At 71.2% G+C, this 14,607-nt stretch carries 15 protein-coding genes and 1 pseudogene; 11 read left to right on the top strand and 5 right to left on the bottom strand.

Features of this window, described 5'->3' with window-relative positions:
• From MFF54_RS26430 to MFF54_RS26415, 4 genes and pseudogenes are all read left to right on the top strand, one after another.
• Positions 1 to 156, top strand: a pseudogene (locus MFF54_RS26430) (molybdopterin-binding protein); the annotation flags it as partial.
• Between the two features lie 130 nt (positions 157 to 286).
• Positions 287 to 697: a VOC family protein gene (locus MFF54_RS26425; protein ID WP_238307164.1), complete on the top strand. Its 411-nt coding sequence runs from the start codon at positions 287 to 289 to the stop codon at positions 695 to 697.
• 30 nt (positions 698 to 727) lie between these two features.
• Positions 728 to 1,198, top strand: a complete 471-nt coding sequence (locus MFF54_RS26420; protein WP_238307163.1) for an SRPBCC family protein — start codon at positions 728 to 730, stop codon at positions 1,196 to 1,198.
• A gap of 14 nt (positions 1,199 to 1,212) precedes the next feature.
• Positions 1,213 to 1,686 carry a VOC family protein gene (locus tag MFF54_RS26415; protein WP_238307162.1) on the top strand — a complete coding sequence of 158 codons (474 nt, stop codon included), beginning with the start codon at positions 1,213 to 1,215 and terminating at the stop codon, positions 1,684 to 1,686.
• Positions 1,687 to 2,014: 328 nt separating this feature from the next.
• On the opposite strand, the gene MFF54_RS26410 is transcribed toward MFF54_RS26415, so the two are convergent.
• From MFF54_RS26410 to MFF54_RS26395, 4 genes are all read right to left on the bottom strand, one after another.
• A complete protein-coding gene (locus MFF54_RS26410; protein ID WP_238307166.1) occupies positions 2,015 to 3,022 on the bottom strand; it encodes an inorganic phosphate transporter in 1,008 nt (335 codons plus the stop codon).
• A gap of 5 nt (positions 3,023 to 3,027) precedes the next feature.
• On the bottom strand, positions 3,028 to 3,684 hold the full coding sequence (locus tag MFF54_RS26405) for a DUF47 domain-containing protein (RefSeq protein ID WP_238307161.1): 657 nt from the start codon (positions 3,682 to 3,684) through the stop codon (positions 3,028 to 3,030).
• Positions 3,685 to 3,967: 283 nt separating this feature from the next.
• Positions 3,968 to 5,227 (bottom strand): cytochrome P450, encoded by a 1,260-nt coding sequence (locus MFF54_RS26400; RefSeq protein WP_238307160.1) that lies wholly within the window; start codon positions 5,225 to 5,227, stop codon positions 3,968 to 3,970.
• A gap of 70 nt (positions 5,228 to 5,297) precedes the next feature.
• Positions 5,298 to 6,623, bottom strand: a complete 1,326-nt coding sequence (locus MFF54_RS26395; RefSeq protein ID WP_238307165.1) for a hemolysin family protein — start codon at positions 6,621 to 6,623, stop codon at positions 5,298 to 5,300.
• Between the two features lie 259 nt (positions 6,624 to 6,882).
• Here MFF54_RS26395 and MFF54_RS26390 point away from each other — a divergent pair, with 259 nt between their 5' ends.
• Positions 6,883 to 7,023: a hypothetical protein gene (locus tag MFF54_RS26390; protein ID WP_238307159.1), complete on the top strand. Its 141-nt coding sequence runs from the start codon at positions 6,883 to 6,885 to the stop codon at positions 7,021 to 7,023.
• 187 nt (positions 7,024 to 7,210) lie between these two features.
• Entirely contained in the window at positions 7,211 to 7,687 is a 477-nt protein-coding gene (locus tag MFF54_RS26385; protein WP_238307158.1) for a CYTH domain-containing protein, read from the top strand.
• Between the two features lie 32 nt (positions 7,688 to 7,719).
• Here MFF54_RS26385 and MFF54_RS26380 read toward each other — a convergent pair whose 3' ends face one another.
• Positions 7,720 to 9,357: an inorganic phosphate transporter gene (locus MFF54_RS26380; protein WP_238307157.1), complete on the bottom strand. Its 1,638-nt coding sequence runs from the start codon at positions 9,355 to 9,357 to the stop codon at positions 7,720 to 7,722.
• 219 nt (positions 9,358 to 9,576) lie between these two features.
• On the opposite strand from MFF54_RS26380, the gene MFF54_RS26375 reads away from it, so the two are divergent.
• The 5 genes from MFF54_RS26375 (at position 9,577) to MFF54_RS26355 (ending at position 14,106) form a co-directional block, all read left to right on the top strand.
• Positions 9,577 to 10,590, top strand: a complete 1,014-nt coding sequence (locus tag MFF54_RS26375) for a zinc-dependent alcohol dehydrogenase family protein (RefSeq protein ID WP_238307156.1) — start codon at positions 9,577 to 9,579, stop codon at positions 10,588 to 10,590.
• 34 nt (positions 10,591 to 10,624) lie between these two features.
• A complete protein-coding gene (locus tag MFF54_RS26370) occupies positions 10,625 to 11,173 on the top strand; it encodes a formaldehyde-activating enzyme (protein ID WP_238307155.1) in 549 nt (182 codons plus the stop codon).
• Between the two features lie 491 nt (positions 11,174 to 11,664).
• A complete protein-coding gene (locus MFF54_RS26365) occupies positions 11,665 to 12,162 on the top strand; it encodes a phospholipase A2 family protein (protein ID WP_238307154.1) in 498 nt (165 codons plus the stop codon).
• A 161-nt stretch (positions 12,163 to 12,323) separates the two neighbouring features.
• Positions 12,324 to 13,496, top strand: coding sequence for a zinc-dependent alcohol dehydrogenase (locus tag MFF54_RS26360; RefSeq protein ID WP_238307153.1), 1,173 nt, complete (start codon positions 12,324 to 12,326; stop codon positions 13,494 to 13,496).
• A 40-nt stretch (positions 13,497 to 13,536) separates the two neighbouring features.
• Positions 13,537 to 14,106, top strand: coding sequence for a cyclase dehydrase (locus tag MFF54_RS26355; RefSeq protein ID WP_238307152.1), 570 nt, complete (start codon positions 13,537 to 13,539; stop codon positions 14,104 to 14,106).
• Positions 14,107 to 14,607 lie beyond the last annotated feature (501 nt).

The raw sequence follows: 14,607 nt of genomic DNA, 5'->3' as shown, positions 1-14,607 counted from the left end.
GGCGCGCCCGTGCGCCTGCGGGTCGAGCGCCAGCTCGGCTACAAGTCCCTGAAGTATCTCGCCAGCATCGAGGCCGTCGAGCGGGTGGACGGGATCGGCCAGGGCCGCGGCAGCATGGTCGGCGAGCTCGGCTTCTCCTGGTACGCGGGAATCTGACGACCTCGGGGAGCTTGCAGGGCGCTGCCCTGCACCCGCCGAAGATCTTGGACCTTTGGGATCCGGGACTTTCGAGCCGGCGACCTCTCGTGGCAGCCTTGCAGGCGATTCGCATCCCGGAGAACGGCCGATGAGCCCCGAGACTCCCGCAACCGCGCCCGTGAAGAGCGGCCTCGTCGCCTATCTGTCGCTCGACGGCGCCCTGAAGGCGGCGGCGTTCTACGAGCGCGCCTTCGGCGCCGAGATCGCCGCCGCGATGCCGCCCGACGACCAGGGCCGCACCATGCACGTGCACCTCTACCTCAACGGTGCCTCGCTGATGCTGGCCGACTTCTTCCCGGAATACGGCCACGCCCTCCAGCAACCCCAGGCCTTCACGCTCACGCTGATCGTCGCGGACATCGACGCGTGGTGGCGCCGGGCGATCGAGGGCGGCGCCACCCCCGTGAAAGAGCCCGAGGAGATGTTCTGGGGCGACCGCTACGCGCAACTGCGCGACCCCTTCGGCGTGCTCTGGGCCCTCAACCAGCCCAAAGGCTGACGAAGGGCAGACCATTTCGGGAGAGAACCAATGACTGCCGAGAGCCCGCCCGGGCGCGACCTCGTCCTCAGCCGCCTGATCCAAGCCCCGCCGAGCCTGCTCTACCGGGCCTGGACCGAGCCGGATCTCCTGCGGCGCTGGTTCGCGCCCGCGCCGTTCCGGGTCACCGAGGCGGAGATCGACCTCCGGCCCGGCGGCGCGACCCGGATCGTGATGGAGGGTCCGGACGGCACCGCCTTTCCGAGCGCGGGCGTCTATCTTGAGCTCGTCCCGGATACCCGCATCGTCTTCACCGACGCCTATCTGCGAGCCTGGGAGCCTTCGCCGAAGCCGTTCTTCACAGGCATCGTTACCTTCGAACCGGAGGCTGGCGGCACGCGCTACACGGCTACCGCCCGGCACTGGAGCGAGGCCGACCGGGCCGCCCACGAGGCGATGGGTTTCCACGAGGGCTGGGGCCGCTGCGCCGATCAGCTCGCGGCGCTGGCCGCCACGCTCTGATCCGGGAGATGCAGATGGCCGTCGCGACCTGCCTGTGGTTCGAGCGCGAGGCGGAGGCCGCCGCCCGCTTCTACGTCGCCCTGATCGCGGATTCGGCGATCGAGGACGTCCTGCACGCGCCGGGCCCCTGGCCGGGCGGGGCGCCGGGCGACCCGATCCTGGTGCGCTTCCGGCTCGGCGGCCAGAGCTTTCAGGCGCTCAACGGCGGAACGGCGGCCGATTACGGCACCGCCGCCTCCATCTCGGTCGCATGCGCCGATCAGGCCGAGATCGACCGGCTCTGGGCGGCGCTGACCGAAGGGGGCGGCCGAGCGATCGCCTGCGGCTGGCTCAACGACCGCTGGGGCGTGCCTTGGCAGATCGTTCCCGAGGCCCTGCCCCGCCTCCTCGCCGACCCGGACCCGGCGGTCGCCGCCCGGGTCTTCGCGGCGATGCAGGCAATGGTGAAGCTCGACCTCGCCGAATTGGAGCGCGCCGCCGTGGGTTAAGCGGGATGCGGTCCAGATCGGACCCGCCTGCCGACCGCCGGAAGGACCATCGGGGGGAAGCCGTTCTTCAGCCTGCCGCTTGCAATGGACCGCATCGGCCTCGGAACTGGGCCTTCATAACCGGTGGCGGAAACCGACACTCGCCGTGCTGTACGGCTCGACCTGCACAGCCGGTAGATCGATGGACACCGTCCCAGTTTAGCGCGCTGGCAACAAGCCCGCGCACCCGGCCAAGCCGTTCACCATCGGTGGCCTACCGCGCGAGACCATCGGCCGCCTCAAGCTGAAGGACGATGATGTGCGGCTCATCCGAGGCCCCCTCGGGTCGTCAGATCAACAGCCCGATCAGCCCGTAGCAGGCCGCCGCTATGCCGGCCGCGGCCGGCAGGGTCACCACCCAGGCGATCACGATGTTGCCGGCAAGGCCCCAGCGAACGGCCGAGGCGCGGCGGGCGGCGCCGACGCCGATGATCGCGCCCGTGATGGTGTGCGTGGTCGAGACCGGCACCCCGAGCCAGGTCGCGAGGAACAGCGTGATCGCCCCCCCGGTCTCGGCACAGAATCCCTGCATCGGGTTCAGCCGGGTGATCCGGGATCCCATCGTGTGCACGATCCGCCAGCCGCCCGACAGGGTGCCGAGCGCCATCGCAGCCTGGCAGGAGAGCACGACCCAGAGCGGGACGTGGAAGGCGTCGCCCAGATGACCCTGCGAGTAGAGCAGCACGGCGATGATGCCCATGGTCTTCTGCGCGTCGTTGCCGCCATGGCCCAGCGAGTAGAGCGAGGCTGAGACGAATTGCAGGACCCGGAAGGTGCGGTCGACCGCGAACGGCGTCGACCGGACGCAGGCCCAGGAGACGATCAGGACCAGGAGCAGGGCCAGGAAGAACCCGAGCAGGGGTGAGAGCACGATGGCCGCCGCCGTCTTCAGCAGCCCGGACCAGACGACGATTCCGGTTCCGGCCTTGGCCACGCCCGCCCCCACGAGGCTGCCGATCAGCGCGTGCGAGCTGCTCGACGGGATCCCGAATACCCAGGTGGCGATGTTCCAGGCGATGGCGCCGAGGAGCGCGCTGAGGATCACCTGCGGGTCGACGATGCCGGCATCGACGATCCCGGTCCCGAGGGTCTGAGCCACGTGCAGGCCGAAGAACAGGAAGGCGATGAAGTTGAAGAACGCGGCCCAGAGCACCGCGTATTGGGGCCTCAGCACCCGGGTCGAGACGATGGTGGCGATCGAGTTCGCCGCGTCGTGCAGGCCGTTGAGGAAGTCGAAGACCAGCGCGACGGCGATCAGGGCAACGAGGTAGGGGAGGGCAAGGGTGGCGGCCTGCATGCCGGTCACACGTTCTCGATCACGATGCCGCTGATCTCGTTGGCAACGTCCTCGAAGCGGTCGACCACATCCTCCAAGTGACCGTAGAGCTCGGCGCCGATGATGTAGGCCATGGCGTCCCCGTCGCCACCATCCCCGCGATGCGCCTGGTAGAGAGCCTTGAGGCCGCGCTCCTGCATCTCGTCCGACCGGCCCTCGACCCGGGTGATCTCTTCCGTGAGCTTGTTGAGACGGCCTGCATGCGTGCCGATCGCGTTGAGGAGTGGGACTGCCTCGGCGGTGAGCCGGGCCGCCTCGATCACGGTGCCGCCCATCTCCCGCATCAGGGGCTCGAACGCCCGGACCTCGTAGAGCTGGATGGCCTTCACGGTCTTGTTCATCTGGTCGATGGCGTCGTCCATCGACTGGATCAGGTCCTTGATGTCGCCGCGATCGAACGGCGTGATGAAGCTGCGCCGCACGGCGAGCAGGACCTCGGCCGTGATCACGTCCGCCTCGTGCTCGCGGTCGACGATCACCTGACAGTAGCGCGACACCTCAGGCCCGCCCTGGAGCACGCCCTGCAGCGCCTCCGCGGCGGCGACCAGGGTGCGGGCGTGGCGCTCGAACAGGTCGAAGAAGCGATCCTCTCTCGGCATCAGCGCGCGAAACCAGTTCAGCATCCAGCGAGCCTTCACGTTGCGTGGGACCCCGTGCGCAGCAACGGCTTGGCCCTGTGCGTGGCTTCAGAACCTGCGATCCGACTCGAGCGTTCCGGGGTGCTGGTGTTCAGGCCGTGGCGACCGTCCACTCCCTGGGGATGCTCGAACTGGGGATGCTCGAACGCCGAACGGGGAAACGGACGTCCGCTTCAGGTTCCCCGCCGGCCGTCCGCCGCTACCGCATCCGACGGCTCCTCAGGGTCGAAAGCGATCCCACGCACGCCCGGCCGCTCGGGCTCTGCCCCTAACCCACCCGCACGTCGCGGATGACGAAACCGCTGCGGGGCCGGGCCGGAATGTGGGCGAGGTCGAGCGTCAGGTCCTGCTCGGGCACCCGGTAGGCGAGGCTGGCGAGTTCGCCGGCCAGGGTCTCCAGCAGGATCTGGCTGATGCCCTCGCCCGGGCAGCGGTGCCCCTCCGCCGCCGTGCCACCGCCGTGCGAGACCAGCGCGAAGGCGCCGGGCGGCGCCGTCCCGAAGCGATCCGGATCGAACCGCTCGGGCTCCCGCCAGAGTCGCGGGTCGCGGTTGGTGCCGTAGAGGTCCATCAGCACCCAGTCACCCGTTCGGAAGTCGTGTCCCTGCAGCCCGAAGGGCTCCAGCACCCGGCCGCCGATGAACGGGATGAAGGGGTAGAACCGCCGCAGTTCCAGGGCGAAGCGGCGGCGGGCATCCGCGTCGGTGAGCGTCGGGCGAAGCTCCGGGGCCCCGTGCAGTGCCAGGGCGGCGAAGACGACGTAGCGCGCGTTGGCGACGGTGGGGCGCAGCACGTTGATCAGCTCGACCGCCGCCACCGCCTCGTCGAGCGGCCGGCCGTCGCGCTCGCGGTGCTCGGCGATCGCGCGGGCTGCGCCCTCCGGCACCTCCCGGCGGCCGGCGCGGATCTCCCGGATCATCGCCCGCGCCCAGCGCTCGGTGCGGGCGCGGTAGAGATGGCCGCGCCAGTTGCGTGGGCCGATCGCGCCGGTGCCGTCGATCATCGCGGCGAACTCGGCCGCCCGCGCCGCGACCTCTTGGGGCTCCAGGGGCAGGCCGACCCACGCGCAGATCGCGGCGGTGAGCACGCGGTGGGCCTCGTCGAGGAGCACGACCCGATCCGCCCGCGTCCAGCGCTCCGCGGCGGCGCGCCAGTGCCGCACCGTGATGGCCGCGAGGCGCTCCAGTGCCGGTATGCCGACGAGACCGAGGAACATCGCCTTGCGGCAGAGATGCGCCTGCCCGTCCATCACCATCACGCTGCCCTGATCCTGGATCAGCGCGAAGCTCATCGCGGGCAGCGCGTGGCGGCGGGTGAAGCGGTGGCCGTCGTAGAAGCGGGCGGCCGCCTCGGCGCCCGTCATGCAGGTGACGGGGCTCAGCATCAGGCGGGTGGCGAACAGGTCGGAGCCGAGGGCCCGGCAGCGGTTCGGGATGAAGGCGTAGCCCTCGCGCAGGAGGGCGAGGCTGCTGTCGAGGGCACGGGTGCGCGGCAGTGATGGGCGCGGCGTCGGCGCGGATGCGGCCATGCTCTCCCCGGTCTCAAGGCTCCCAGGGCCAACCCGGGGCGGCCGGACCGGTTCAGGCCCGCATAGCCTCTCAGCCGAGCGGCTGGACCAGCAGCTTGTCGACGCGCCGCCCGTCCATGTCGACGACCTCGAAGCGCCAGCCATGCGCCTCGACGCTGTCGCCCGTGCTCGGGATGCGGCCGAGCCGGAAGATCACGAAGCCCGCGATCGTGTTGAAGTCGTCCCGCTCCGGCTTCTCGGTGAGGCCCAGGCGCTCGAAAGCCTCCTCGGCGGGCATCATGCCGTCGATCAGGAAGGAGCCGTCGTCGCGCTCGACCACGTCGGGCTCCTCGCCGGGCTCGGGGATGTCGCCCGCGATCGCCTCCAGGAGGTCGGTCGCCGTGACGATGCCCTCCAGGCTGCCGTACTCGTCCACCACGATCGCCATCTGCACGGGCTTGGCCCGGAACGTCTCCAGCACGGCCAGCACCGACATCGCCTCGTGCACCACGATCGGCTGGCGGGTCACCGCGTCGATGTCCGGCGGCTGTCCGTCGAGAACCCGGTCGAGCAGGTCCTGCTTGCGCACCACGCCGACGACCTCGTCCACCGTGCCGCGGCCCACCACCACCTGGGCGTGGCTGCAGTCGCGCAGGGCCCGCAGCACCACGTCGCGGTCGTCGTCCGAATCGACCCACTCGATCTCGTGGCGGGGCGTCATCACCTCGCGGATGCGCCGGTCGCCGAGCGCGAAGATGCGCTCGACGGCCTCCTGCTGCGCCTCCTGGATCAACCCGGCCTCGCGGCTCGCCTCGACCAGGAGATTCAACTCCGCGGTCGAGTGGTGGCCACCCTCGCCATGGCCGGCCTGGAGGCCGCACAGGCGCAGCACGCCGTTGCCCAGCCCGTTCAGGAAGACGATGGCCGGGCGGAACACGAACAGGAACAGGGAGAGCGGCCGGATCACGGCCAGCGCCGTGCGCTCGCTGCGCTGGAGCGCGAGGCTCTTCGGGGCGAGCTCGCCCAGCACGATGTGCAGCGCCGTGATGATCACGAACGAGATCACCACCGCGACCGTGTGAGCGCCCACGCTCGGCAGCATGCCCGGCAGCCAGGCGAGCGCGGGCTCCACCAAGTGGGCCAGCGCCGGCTCGCCGACCCAGCCCAGAGCCAGCGACGAGATGGTGATGCCGAGCTGCGTCGCGGCCAAGTGCGCGTCGAGGTGGTCGGTCGCGGCCATCAGCGCCCGCGCGTTGACGCGCCCCTCGTTCACCAGCTCGGTCACCCGGCTGCGGCGCACCGCCACCAGGGCGAACTCGGCGGCCACGAAGAAGCCGTTGGCCAGCACCAGCGCGAGCACCGAGAGCAGGCCGAGGGCGGTCGCCCAAGCATCGTCCGAAATCGTCGTCTCCCGCATTTGGCCGGGCAGCCGCTGGCCAGCCATGCGGGCCGCGCCGGCCTGATCCACCCGGATCTCCCATACCCGCCCGCGGGGATCAGGGCTATCCGAGGGCCTCCCCGATCCGCCGGGATAACCGGTGGATCATCGCGGGATCGGCACCGGCGGTCCGCGAGATCCGTCATCCACGCCGCCGAGCCGTCCCCGGCTTGCCTGGGCCGCCTTTACGGCTAAGCTTCGTGCTCCCGCCCGACACGGCGCCCACCCGGAGCCCTGATTGTCCTCCATCAAGATCAAACCCGCCTGCGACGGCACCTACACGCTCTACCGCGACGGCGATGCCGTCAGCTCGGGCCTCACGTTTCATCAGGCGCAGGAACTCGCCGCAGTGCTGCGCTGCCTCGAGCCGAAGGGCTGAAGGTTCCGGACCGCGCTTTTTTCCCGCACCTCCGGGAACCTGGGTGGCCGGATCGATCTTGATGACTGACCCGTGCAAGCCTCGCCCACACTGCGTCGAGACGGGCCTCGTGCCCTGACCAGCTGTGCGGCCGCCACGCCTCGCGTCGTGCGTAACCGAACCGCCCCGCAACAGCGACGAGCCCTGCATGGCGATCGAGATCGAGCGCAAGTTCCTCGCGACCCGGGCCGTTCTGGAGCGCTGCCGTTTCGGCACCATCATTGTCCAGGGCTACCTGTACACCGACGCCGAGAACACGGTGCGGGTGCGCCGCATGGGCGCGCGCTACCTCCTCGCCTGGAAGGGGCCGCGGCGCGGCGCCGTCCGCGAGGAGATCGAGTTCGAGCTGCCGGCCCCGGTGGGCGCCGCACTCCTCGCCGCGGTCGATCCGGGAAGCCGGATCGAGAAGGTGCGCTACCGGGTCGAGGACGGAGGCCGGGCCTGGGACGTCGACGTCTTCGCCGGGGCGCTCGACGGGCTGATCCTGGCCGAGGCGGAACTCGCCCGCGCCGACGAGCCCGTGGCGCTGCCGCCCTGGATCGGCGAGGAGGTCACCGCGGACGAGCGCTACCGCAACTCCCGCCTCGCCGCCGGGGCGGTGGTGCCCCACCGCGCGGCGGCCTGACGCCGGCCCAGCCCCGAGGCCTTCCATACCCCTTAGACGACCTGCCGCAGCAGCACGAACAGCGTGCCGGCGAGCAGCATCGCGGCCGGCAGTGTCAGGATCCAGGCGAGGGCGAGGCTGCGCACGGTGGCAAGCTGGAGGCCCGATCCGTTCACCGCCATGGTGCCCGCGACGCCGGACGACAGGATGTGCGTGGTCGAGACCGGCAGGCCGTAGCCCTCGGCGAGCCCGATCGTGCCGGCCGCCACGATCTCGGCCGAGGCACCCTGCGCGTAGGTCAGGTGCTGCTTGCCGATCCGCTCGCCGACCGTGACGACGATCCGCCGCCAGCCGACCATCGTGCCGAGGCTGAGCGCCAGGGCGACGCAGACCTTGACCCAGCCGGGAATGTAGCGGGTTCCCGCGTCGAGTAGGTCGACATAGCCGTTCAGGACCTTCGCCTCGTCGGCCCCGAAGGCACCTGCCTTCGTCAGCCGCCGGATCGCGTCCGAGGCGAGATACATGTCGTTGCGCAGGTTGGGCGTTGCGGCGGCCGGGACGAGACGCAGCGATCCGTAATCCTGCACCTTGCCGGCGATGTCGTCCGACAGGGAGGCGAGCGCAGCGAAGACGGCCGGGCGATTCAGGGCCTTCGTCTTGAGGGCGTCGCCGACTGCGGCGCGGGCCGCTCCGGGCGTGGGGCGTGCTGCATCGGCGGCGCGGCCGGCGAAGACGCCGGAGGCGGCCCGTGAGGCCTGCACGAAACCGGGCGTGTCGGCCTCCGTCATGGTGCGATTCAGGGCGTAGGCGGTCGGCGCCGCTCCGATCAGGATGAGCATGATCAGACCCATGCCCTTCTGGCCGTCGTTGCCGCCGTGGAAGAACGAGACCAGGGTGCAGGTCAGGATCAGCAGGCAGCGAATCGGGAGCGGGGGCGGGGCCTCGCCCTCGGGCACCCGATCGAGCTCACGGCCGCGCGCGACGCGTTTCAGCACGAGCATCAGCAGGGCGGCCAGCAAGAAGCCGCAGACCGGACTGAAGGCCAGCGCCTTCAGCACCTCCAGGCCCTGGGCCCAGTCCACCTTCGAGGTGCCATCGTGCCCGCCGACGAACTGGTTGGCCAGCCCGACGCCCAGCACCGAGCCGATCAGGGCGTGCGAGGAGGAGTTCGGCAGGCCGAACGCCCAAGTGCCGAGATTCCACACGATGGCGGCCACGAGCAGCGCGAAGACCATCGCGTAGCCGGCCTCCGATCCGACCTGCAGCACCAGTTCCACGGGCAGCAGCGCGACGATGGCGTAGGCCACCGCACCCGACGACAGCACCACGCCCAGGAAGTTGAAGGCGCCCGACCAGACCACCGCGACGGACGGCGGCAGGGCGCGCGTGTAGATCACCGTGGCGACCGCGTTGGCGGTGTCGTGGAAGCCGTTCACGAACTCGAAGCCCAGCGCGATCAGGAGCGCGAGGCCGAGCAACGCGAAGGCGCCGAGCGCGAGGGGCGTCTCCCGCGCCGCGCTCATGTCGGCGATCAGGCTATACGAGCCGTAGGCGAGCCCCGCGAGCCCCGCGAGCAGGATCAGACCGTTCTGGGCCGGGTGGGCCCGACCGTCGAAGCGCGGACCGGTCGCCTCCTCCGGGGTCCTGGAGACGGTTGGGCCGGAAGCGGCGGAGGGCAGGGCGTCGGGCATGGGACAGGATGCTGAGGCTGGGATGCGCGACCCAGCCTAGGGATCGACCGCAACGGTTGGGTGACGTCGACCCGGACATGCCGGCTGCCCCGCGGGAGCGGGTTCGGCGCCGGACCGGCGTCCCCTTCGCCGCGGAGCGCCCTAACTGCAGCCGCAACACGTCCCGCGGCCCGTCCGGCCCCCACCGCCCGCCCGGGTCCCGCCAGATTGGAGGAAGAGATGAAGGTCTTCGTCGTACGTGCGCCCGGCGGCCTCGACCGCCTGGAGATCGCCGAACGGCCCGATCCCGGCGCGCCGGGGCCCGGTGAGATCCGCGTCGCGGTGCACGCGACCTCGCTCAACTACCACGATCTCCTGGTCGCCGCCGGCCACGCGCCCGCCGCCGACGGTCGGATCCTGATGTCGGACGGGGCGGGGGTGGTCGAGGCGGTGGGCCCCGGCGTCGCGGAATTCGCGCCCGGCGACGCCGTCGTCTCCTGCTTCTTCCCGCAATGGCCGGACGGGCTGCCCCACGGCGCGGTCGGGGATTTCGCCGGCACGCCCGGCGACGGCATCGACGGCTTCGCGCTCACCCACGCGGTCCGCTCCGCCGAGAGTTTCACGCGCGCGCCGCGGGGCTGGAGCCACGCGGAGGCCGCGACCCTGACCACCGCGGGCCTCACCGCGTGGCGGGCGCTCGTCGGGGACGGGGGCCTGAAGGCCGGCGACACGGTGCTGGCGCTCGGCACCGGCGGCGTCGCGATCGCGGCGCTGCAGATCGCCAAGCTGATGGGCGCGGCCGTGATCGTCACCTCCTCGTCCGACGCCAAGCTCGAGCGGGTGCGGGCGCTCGGCGCCGACCACACGATCAACTACCGGCAGCACCCGGACTGGGGGACGCTGGCGCGGGACTGGACCGGGGGCCGCGGCGTCGACCACGTGCTCGAACTCGGCGGCCCCGGCACGCTGGCGCAGTCGATCGAGGCGGTGCGGGTGGGCGGCCACATCTCCCTCATCGGCGTGCTCACCGGGTTCGCCGGCGAGATCCCGACGGCGGCGCTGATGGCCAAGCAGGCGCGCCTGCAGGGGCTGATCGTTGGCAGCCGTCGCCAGCAGCAGGACTACGTCGCGGCCCTCGATCTGGCGGGAATCCGCCCGGTGATCGACCGGACCTTCGGCTTCGACGAGCTGCCGGAGGCCTTCCGGCATCAGGAAGCGGCCGGACATTTCGGCAAGATCTGCGCGGCGTGGTAGGGCGCGCCCCCTTCCCAGTCAGGAGAAACCCAGCATGAGCGATCGTATCATCCTGCGCGCCGGCGAGGCGCTGGTGGCGGGCGGCCCGCCGAACACGGCGTCCGAGCCCGAGGTGATCATCGGCGAGCTCGACGGCCCGGTCGGCACGGCGCTCGCCACGCTCACGGGCGATCAGGTGGTGGGCCACAGCCGCGTCTTCGCGCTCTTGAACACCGACATCATGGTGCGCCCGGTCACGCTCTGCGTCTCCAAGGTCAGCGTGACGGAGAACAAGTACACCTCGATCCTGATGGGCACGGTGCAGTACGCCATCGCCAACGGCGTGCTCGACGCGGTGCGGGCGGGCTACATCCCCAAGGAGAAGGCCAACGATCTCGGCATCATCTGCTCGGTCTGGCTGAGCCCGGGTGTGATCCAGGCCGAGAGCGTCGATCACCGGGCGCTGTTCGAGATCCAGCGCAAGGGCATGACCGAGGCGATCCGCAAGGCGATGACCAACGAGCCCTCGATCGACTGGCTCCTCGAGAACCAGGACAAGATCGTGCACAAGTACTACCAGATGGGTCTCGACGGGAAGATCTGACCACGCGCCGGGCCGGGGTATCCGCCCCGGCCCGGCCCCGTCTCAGCCCGGGTGGAACACCACCATCACACAGACGTCCGGCTTGCCGCGGAAGGTCTGGCCGAGGTCCTGGCCGCCCGCGAGCCTGGTCGAGCGGTGGGTGATCAGCGATCGCCGTGTCGAACGCGCCCGCCTGGACCAGCTTGGTCAGCGTCTCCGGGTCGCGCCTCACGTGGCGCTGAGCGCTGCTGATGCTCAGGCCCTTCCGCACGATCGCGCCCAGGTTGATCGGGATCGCCCCGCCGTAGACGCCCGGCACCGAGGCGATCGTGGCCGTCCGGCGGAACCGCCGTGGCGGCCTCCGTGTTGGCCGGCACGATCCGGTGCAATGCACAACGGGCTGGCCGAGAGCAGCAGGCCGCCCCGTCCCGCACCGGGCCTGGGGGGGCACCCAGGCGTCCCGGAAGCGCCGCGCTCACGGCTTCGACCGAAGACACGAAGGACACCAGCCCATGATGCGACCGCTCGTCCTCCTCACCCTCTGCCTCGGCGCGACCGCCCCGGCCCTGGCGCAGTCAGCCGCACTGGGCGACCCGCTCGGCGCGCCGCGCGGCAGCCACGGCCCGGCCATGCTGATCCATGGCAATTACTGCGGGCCCGGCAACAATGCCCCGCGGCCGCCGGTCGACGCCCTCGATGCGGCCTGCGCCCGGCACGACGCCTGCACCCCGGACGGAGGCCTGCCGTCGCGGGCCTGCAACCTGCACCTCCAGCGCGATGCCGAGCTGATCTCCCGCGATCCGCGCCAGCCCGACGACCTGCGAGCCCTGGCCGGCCTCGTCGCCGCGGGCGCGGCGATCATGCCGTCGGAGCCGGGGCTCGCGCGCCGGGGTCTTGCCGCCGCGCCCGTCGCGGTGCCGGCCCGGACACCCGTCACGACGGGCAGCATCGCCCGCCCGCTCGACGTGCCCGCGGCGGCCGTCGACCCGGACGAGGACGAGGCGGAGTGAGGCGCACCGTTCCCTGACCGGCCGTGCGGCGAGGCTCCGTGCGGGGCCTCGCCGCACCCCGCGATCCGCAGAACCTGCGCCGCGCTCGAAACGTGGCCGTACCTTCCCCGGTTCAGACCTCGACGGCGCCGCAGCGGGCGCCCCGATCCGGAAGGCGACCCATGAGAGCTCTGGTCTGGCACGGAACCCAGGACATCCGGTGCCAGACGGTGCCGGACCCGCAGATCGAGGACGAGCGCGACGCGATCATCAAGGTCACGGTCTGCGCGATCTGCGGCTCGGACCTGCACCTCTACGACCACTTCATGCCCGGCATGGAGCGCGGCGACGTCATGGGCCACGAGTTCATGGGCGAGGTCGTCGAAACGGGCCGGGGCGTGAACGGCGCCCTGCGGAAGGGCGAGCGGGTCGTGATCCCGTTCACGATCATCTGCGGCGAGTGCGACCAGTGCAAGCGTGGCTTCTTCTCGGTCTGCGAGCGCTCGAACCGCAACAAGCACATCGCCGCCAAGGCCTTCGGGCACACCACGGCGGGCCTGTTCGGCTACACCCACATCACGGGCGGCTATCCGGGCGGCCAGGCCGAGTACGTCCGCGTCCCCTTCGCCGACAAGACCCACATCAAGGTGCCGGATTCCCTCACCGACGAGCAGGTGCTGTTTCTCGGCGACATCTTCCCGACCGGCTGGCAGGCGGCCGTGCAGGCCGACATCCAGCCGACCGACACGGTCGCGATCTGGGGTGCGGGCCCGGTCGGCCAGATGGCCGTGCGCTCGGCGCTGTTGCTCGGCGCCCGGCAGGTGGTCTGCATCGACGGCGTCCCCGAGCGCCTCGACATGGCCCGCGCGGGTGGCGCGGTCGTGATCGACAACACCCGTGAGAGCGTGGTCGAGCGTCTCAACGAACTCACCGCGGGCAAAGGCCCGGAGAAGTGCATCGACGCGGTCGGCATGGAGGCGCACGCACCCCGCGCCCTGGAGCACGCCTACGACCGGGTGAAGCAGGCGGTGATGCTGGAGAGCGACCGGCCCACGGTGCTGCGCGAGATGATCTACGTCTGCCGCCCGGCCGGCATCCTGTCGATCCCGGGCGTCTATGGCGGGCTCATCGACAAGGTGCCGATGGGCGCCCTGATGAACAAGGGCCTCACCGTCCGCACCGGCCAGACCCACGTGAACCGCTGGACCGACGACCTCGTGCGCCGGATCGACGCGGGCCAGATCGACCCGTCCTTCGTGATCACCCACCGGGCGAGTCTGGAGCAGGGGCCGGAGATGTACCGCACCTTCCGGGACAAGAAGGACAACTGCATCAAGGTCGTGCTGCGACCCTGAACCCGTCCGATTTGTCCTCGAGGTGTCCGGAGCGTCCCGCATGTCCGTCCCGTCCCCGCGGCGCAGCCGCTACGCCGCCGATCCCCGGCGCAGGCCCGATCCCGCCACCGCCCGCTTCGCCCGCGGGCTCGGCTGGTTCTCACTGGGGCTCGGCCTCACCGAGCTCGCCTTCGGCGACGCGATCGCGCGCTGGCTCGGCCTGCCGCGCGCCGGCCCGCTGATCCGCGCCTACGGCCTGCGCGAGATCGCGCAGGGGGCCGGCATCCTCGGCGCGCAGGATCCGACGCCCTGGATCTGCGCCCGGGTGGCCGGCGACGGGCTCGACATCGCGAGCGTCCTGCCCGCGCTGGAGGGTGACAACCCGCGGCGGGGCAACGCGGTCATCGCGCTCGCATCGCTCGCCGGAGTCACGGTCGCGGACGTGCTCTGCGCGCAGGCGCTGATCGACGCGCCCCGGATGCCCTCCGAGGGGCTGCGCGCCGAGTACCGACGCCGCAGCGGCTTTCCGCGTCCGGCTGAGGCCATGCGCGGTGCCGCTACGGATTTTGAGCCGCCCGCCGACATCGTCGGTCCGGAAGCCATGCGGCCATGGAAGACGGCCGGGGCGTGAAGGCCGCCCTGGGCGGAAGCGTCCCGGAGCGAGGCGCGGGCAGGGGAGGGTGGTGCAGCAGCTGACAGGACGCCCCCGCAGCGACGTTGCCCGTCAGCGCCTGTCACGGGCCGGTCGCGGATTTTTCGTGTGATTGTCGTGTTGGGTGTTGACGGGGCGGGCTGGGCTGCGTAGATACCGCTCATCGGCGCCGGCCGCGAGAGCGAACCGGGCGCCGACGCTTCTTCTGACAGTCTGGCAGGACGATCTGGCGAGAGCCGGGTGGTCCGCTGTCGTGTCGGCTGAAGGGTGTGGATCCCGGTGATCTGGCCGCTCCGGCGGCTCCGAGAGGCGGGGTTGACACGGGGGAACGAGGGCTCTAAACGCCCTCCACCGCTGAGACGGGCCGCCCCATGGGCAGGTCGGTAGCACGGTTCCTCCAGGCAGGCAAGCGGGTTTCGGGGTGGATATTCCGAGCTTGCGCGCTGGCCGGATCAGGTTTTCTCCGGGGTTCGCCCTGGA

The organism is Methylobacterium gregans (assembly GCF_022179245.1).
Classification (GTDB): domain Bacteria; phylum Pseudomonadota; class Alphaproteobacteria; order Rhizobiales; family Beijerinckiaceae; genus Methylobacterium; species Methylobacterium gregans.
This window is presented reverse-complemented; position numbering and strand designations above follow the sequence as displayed.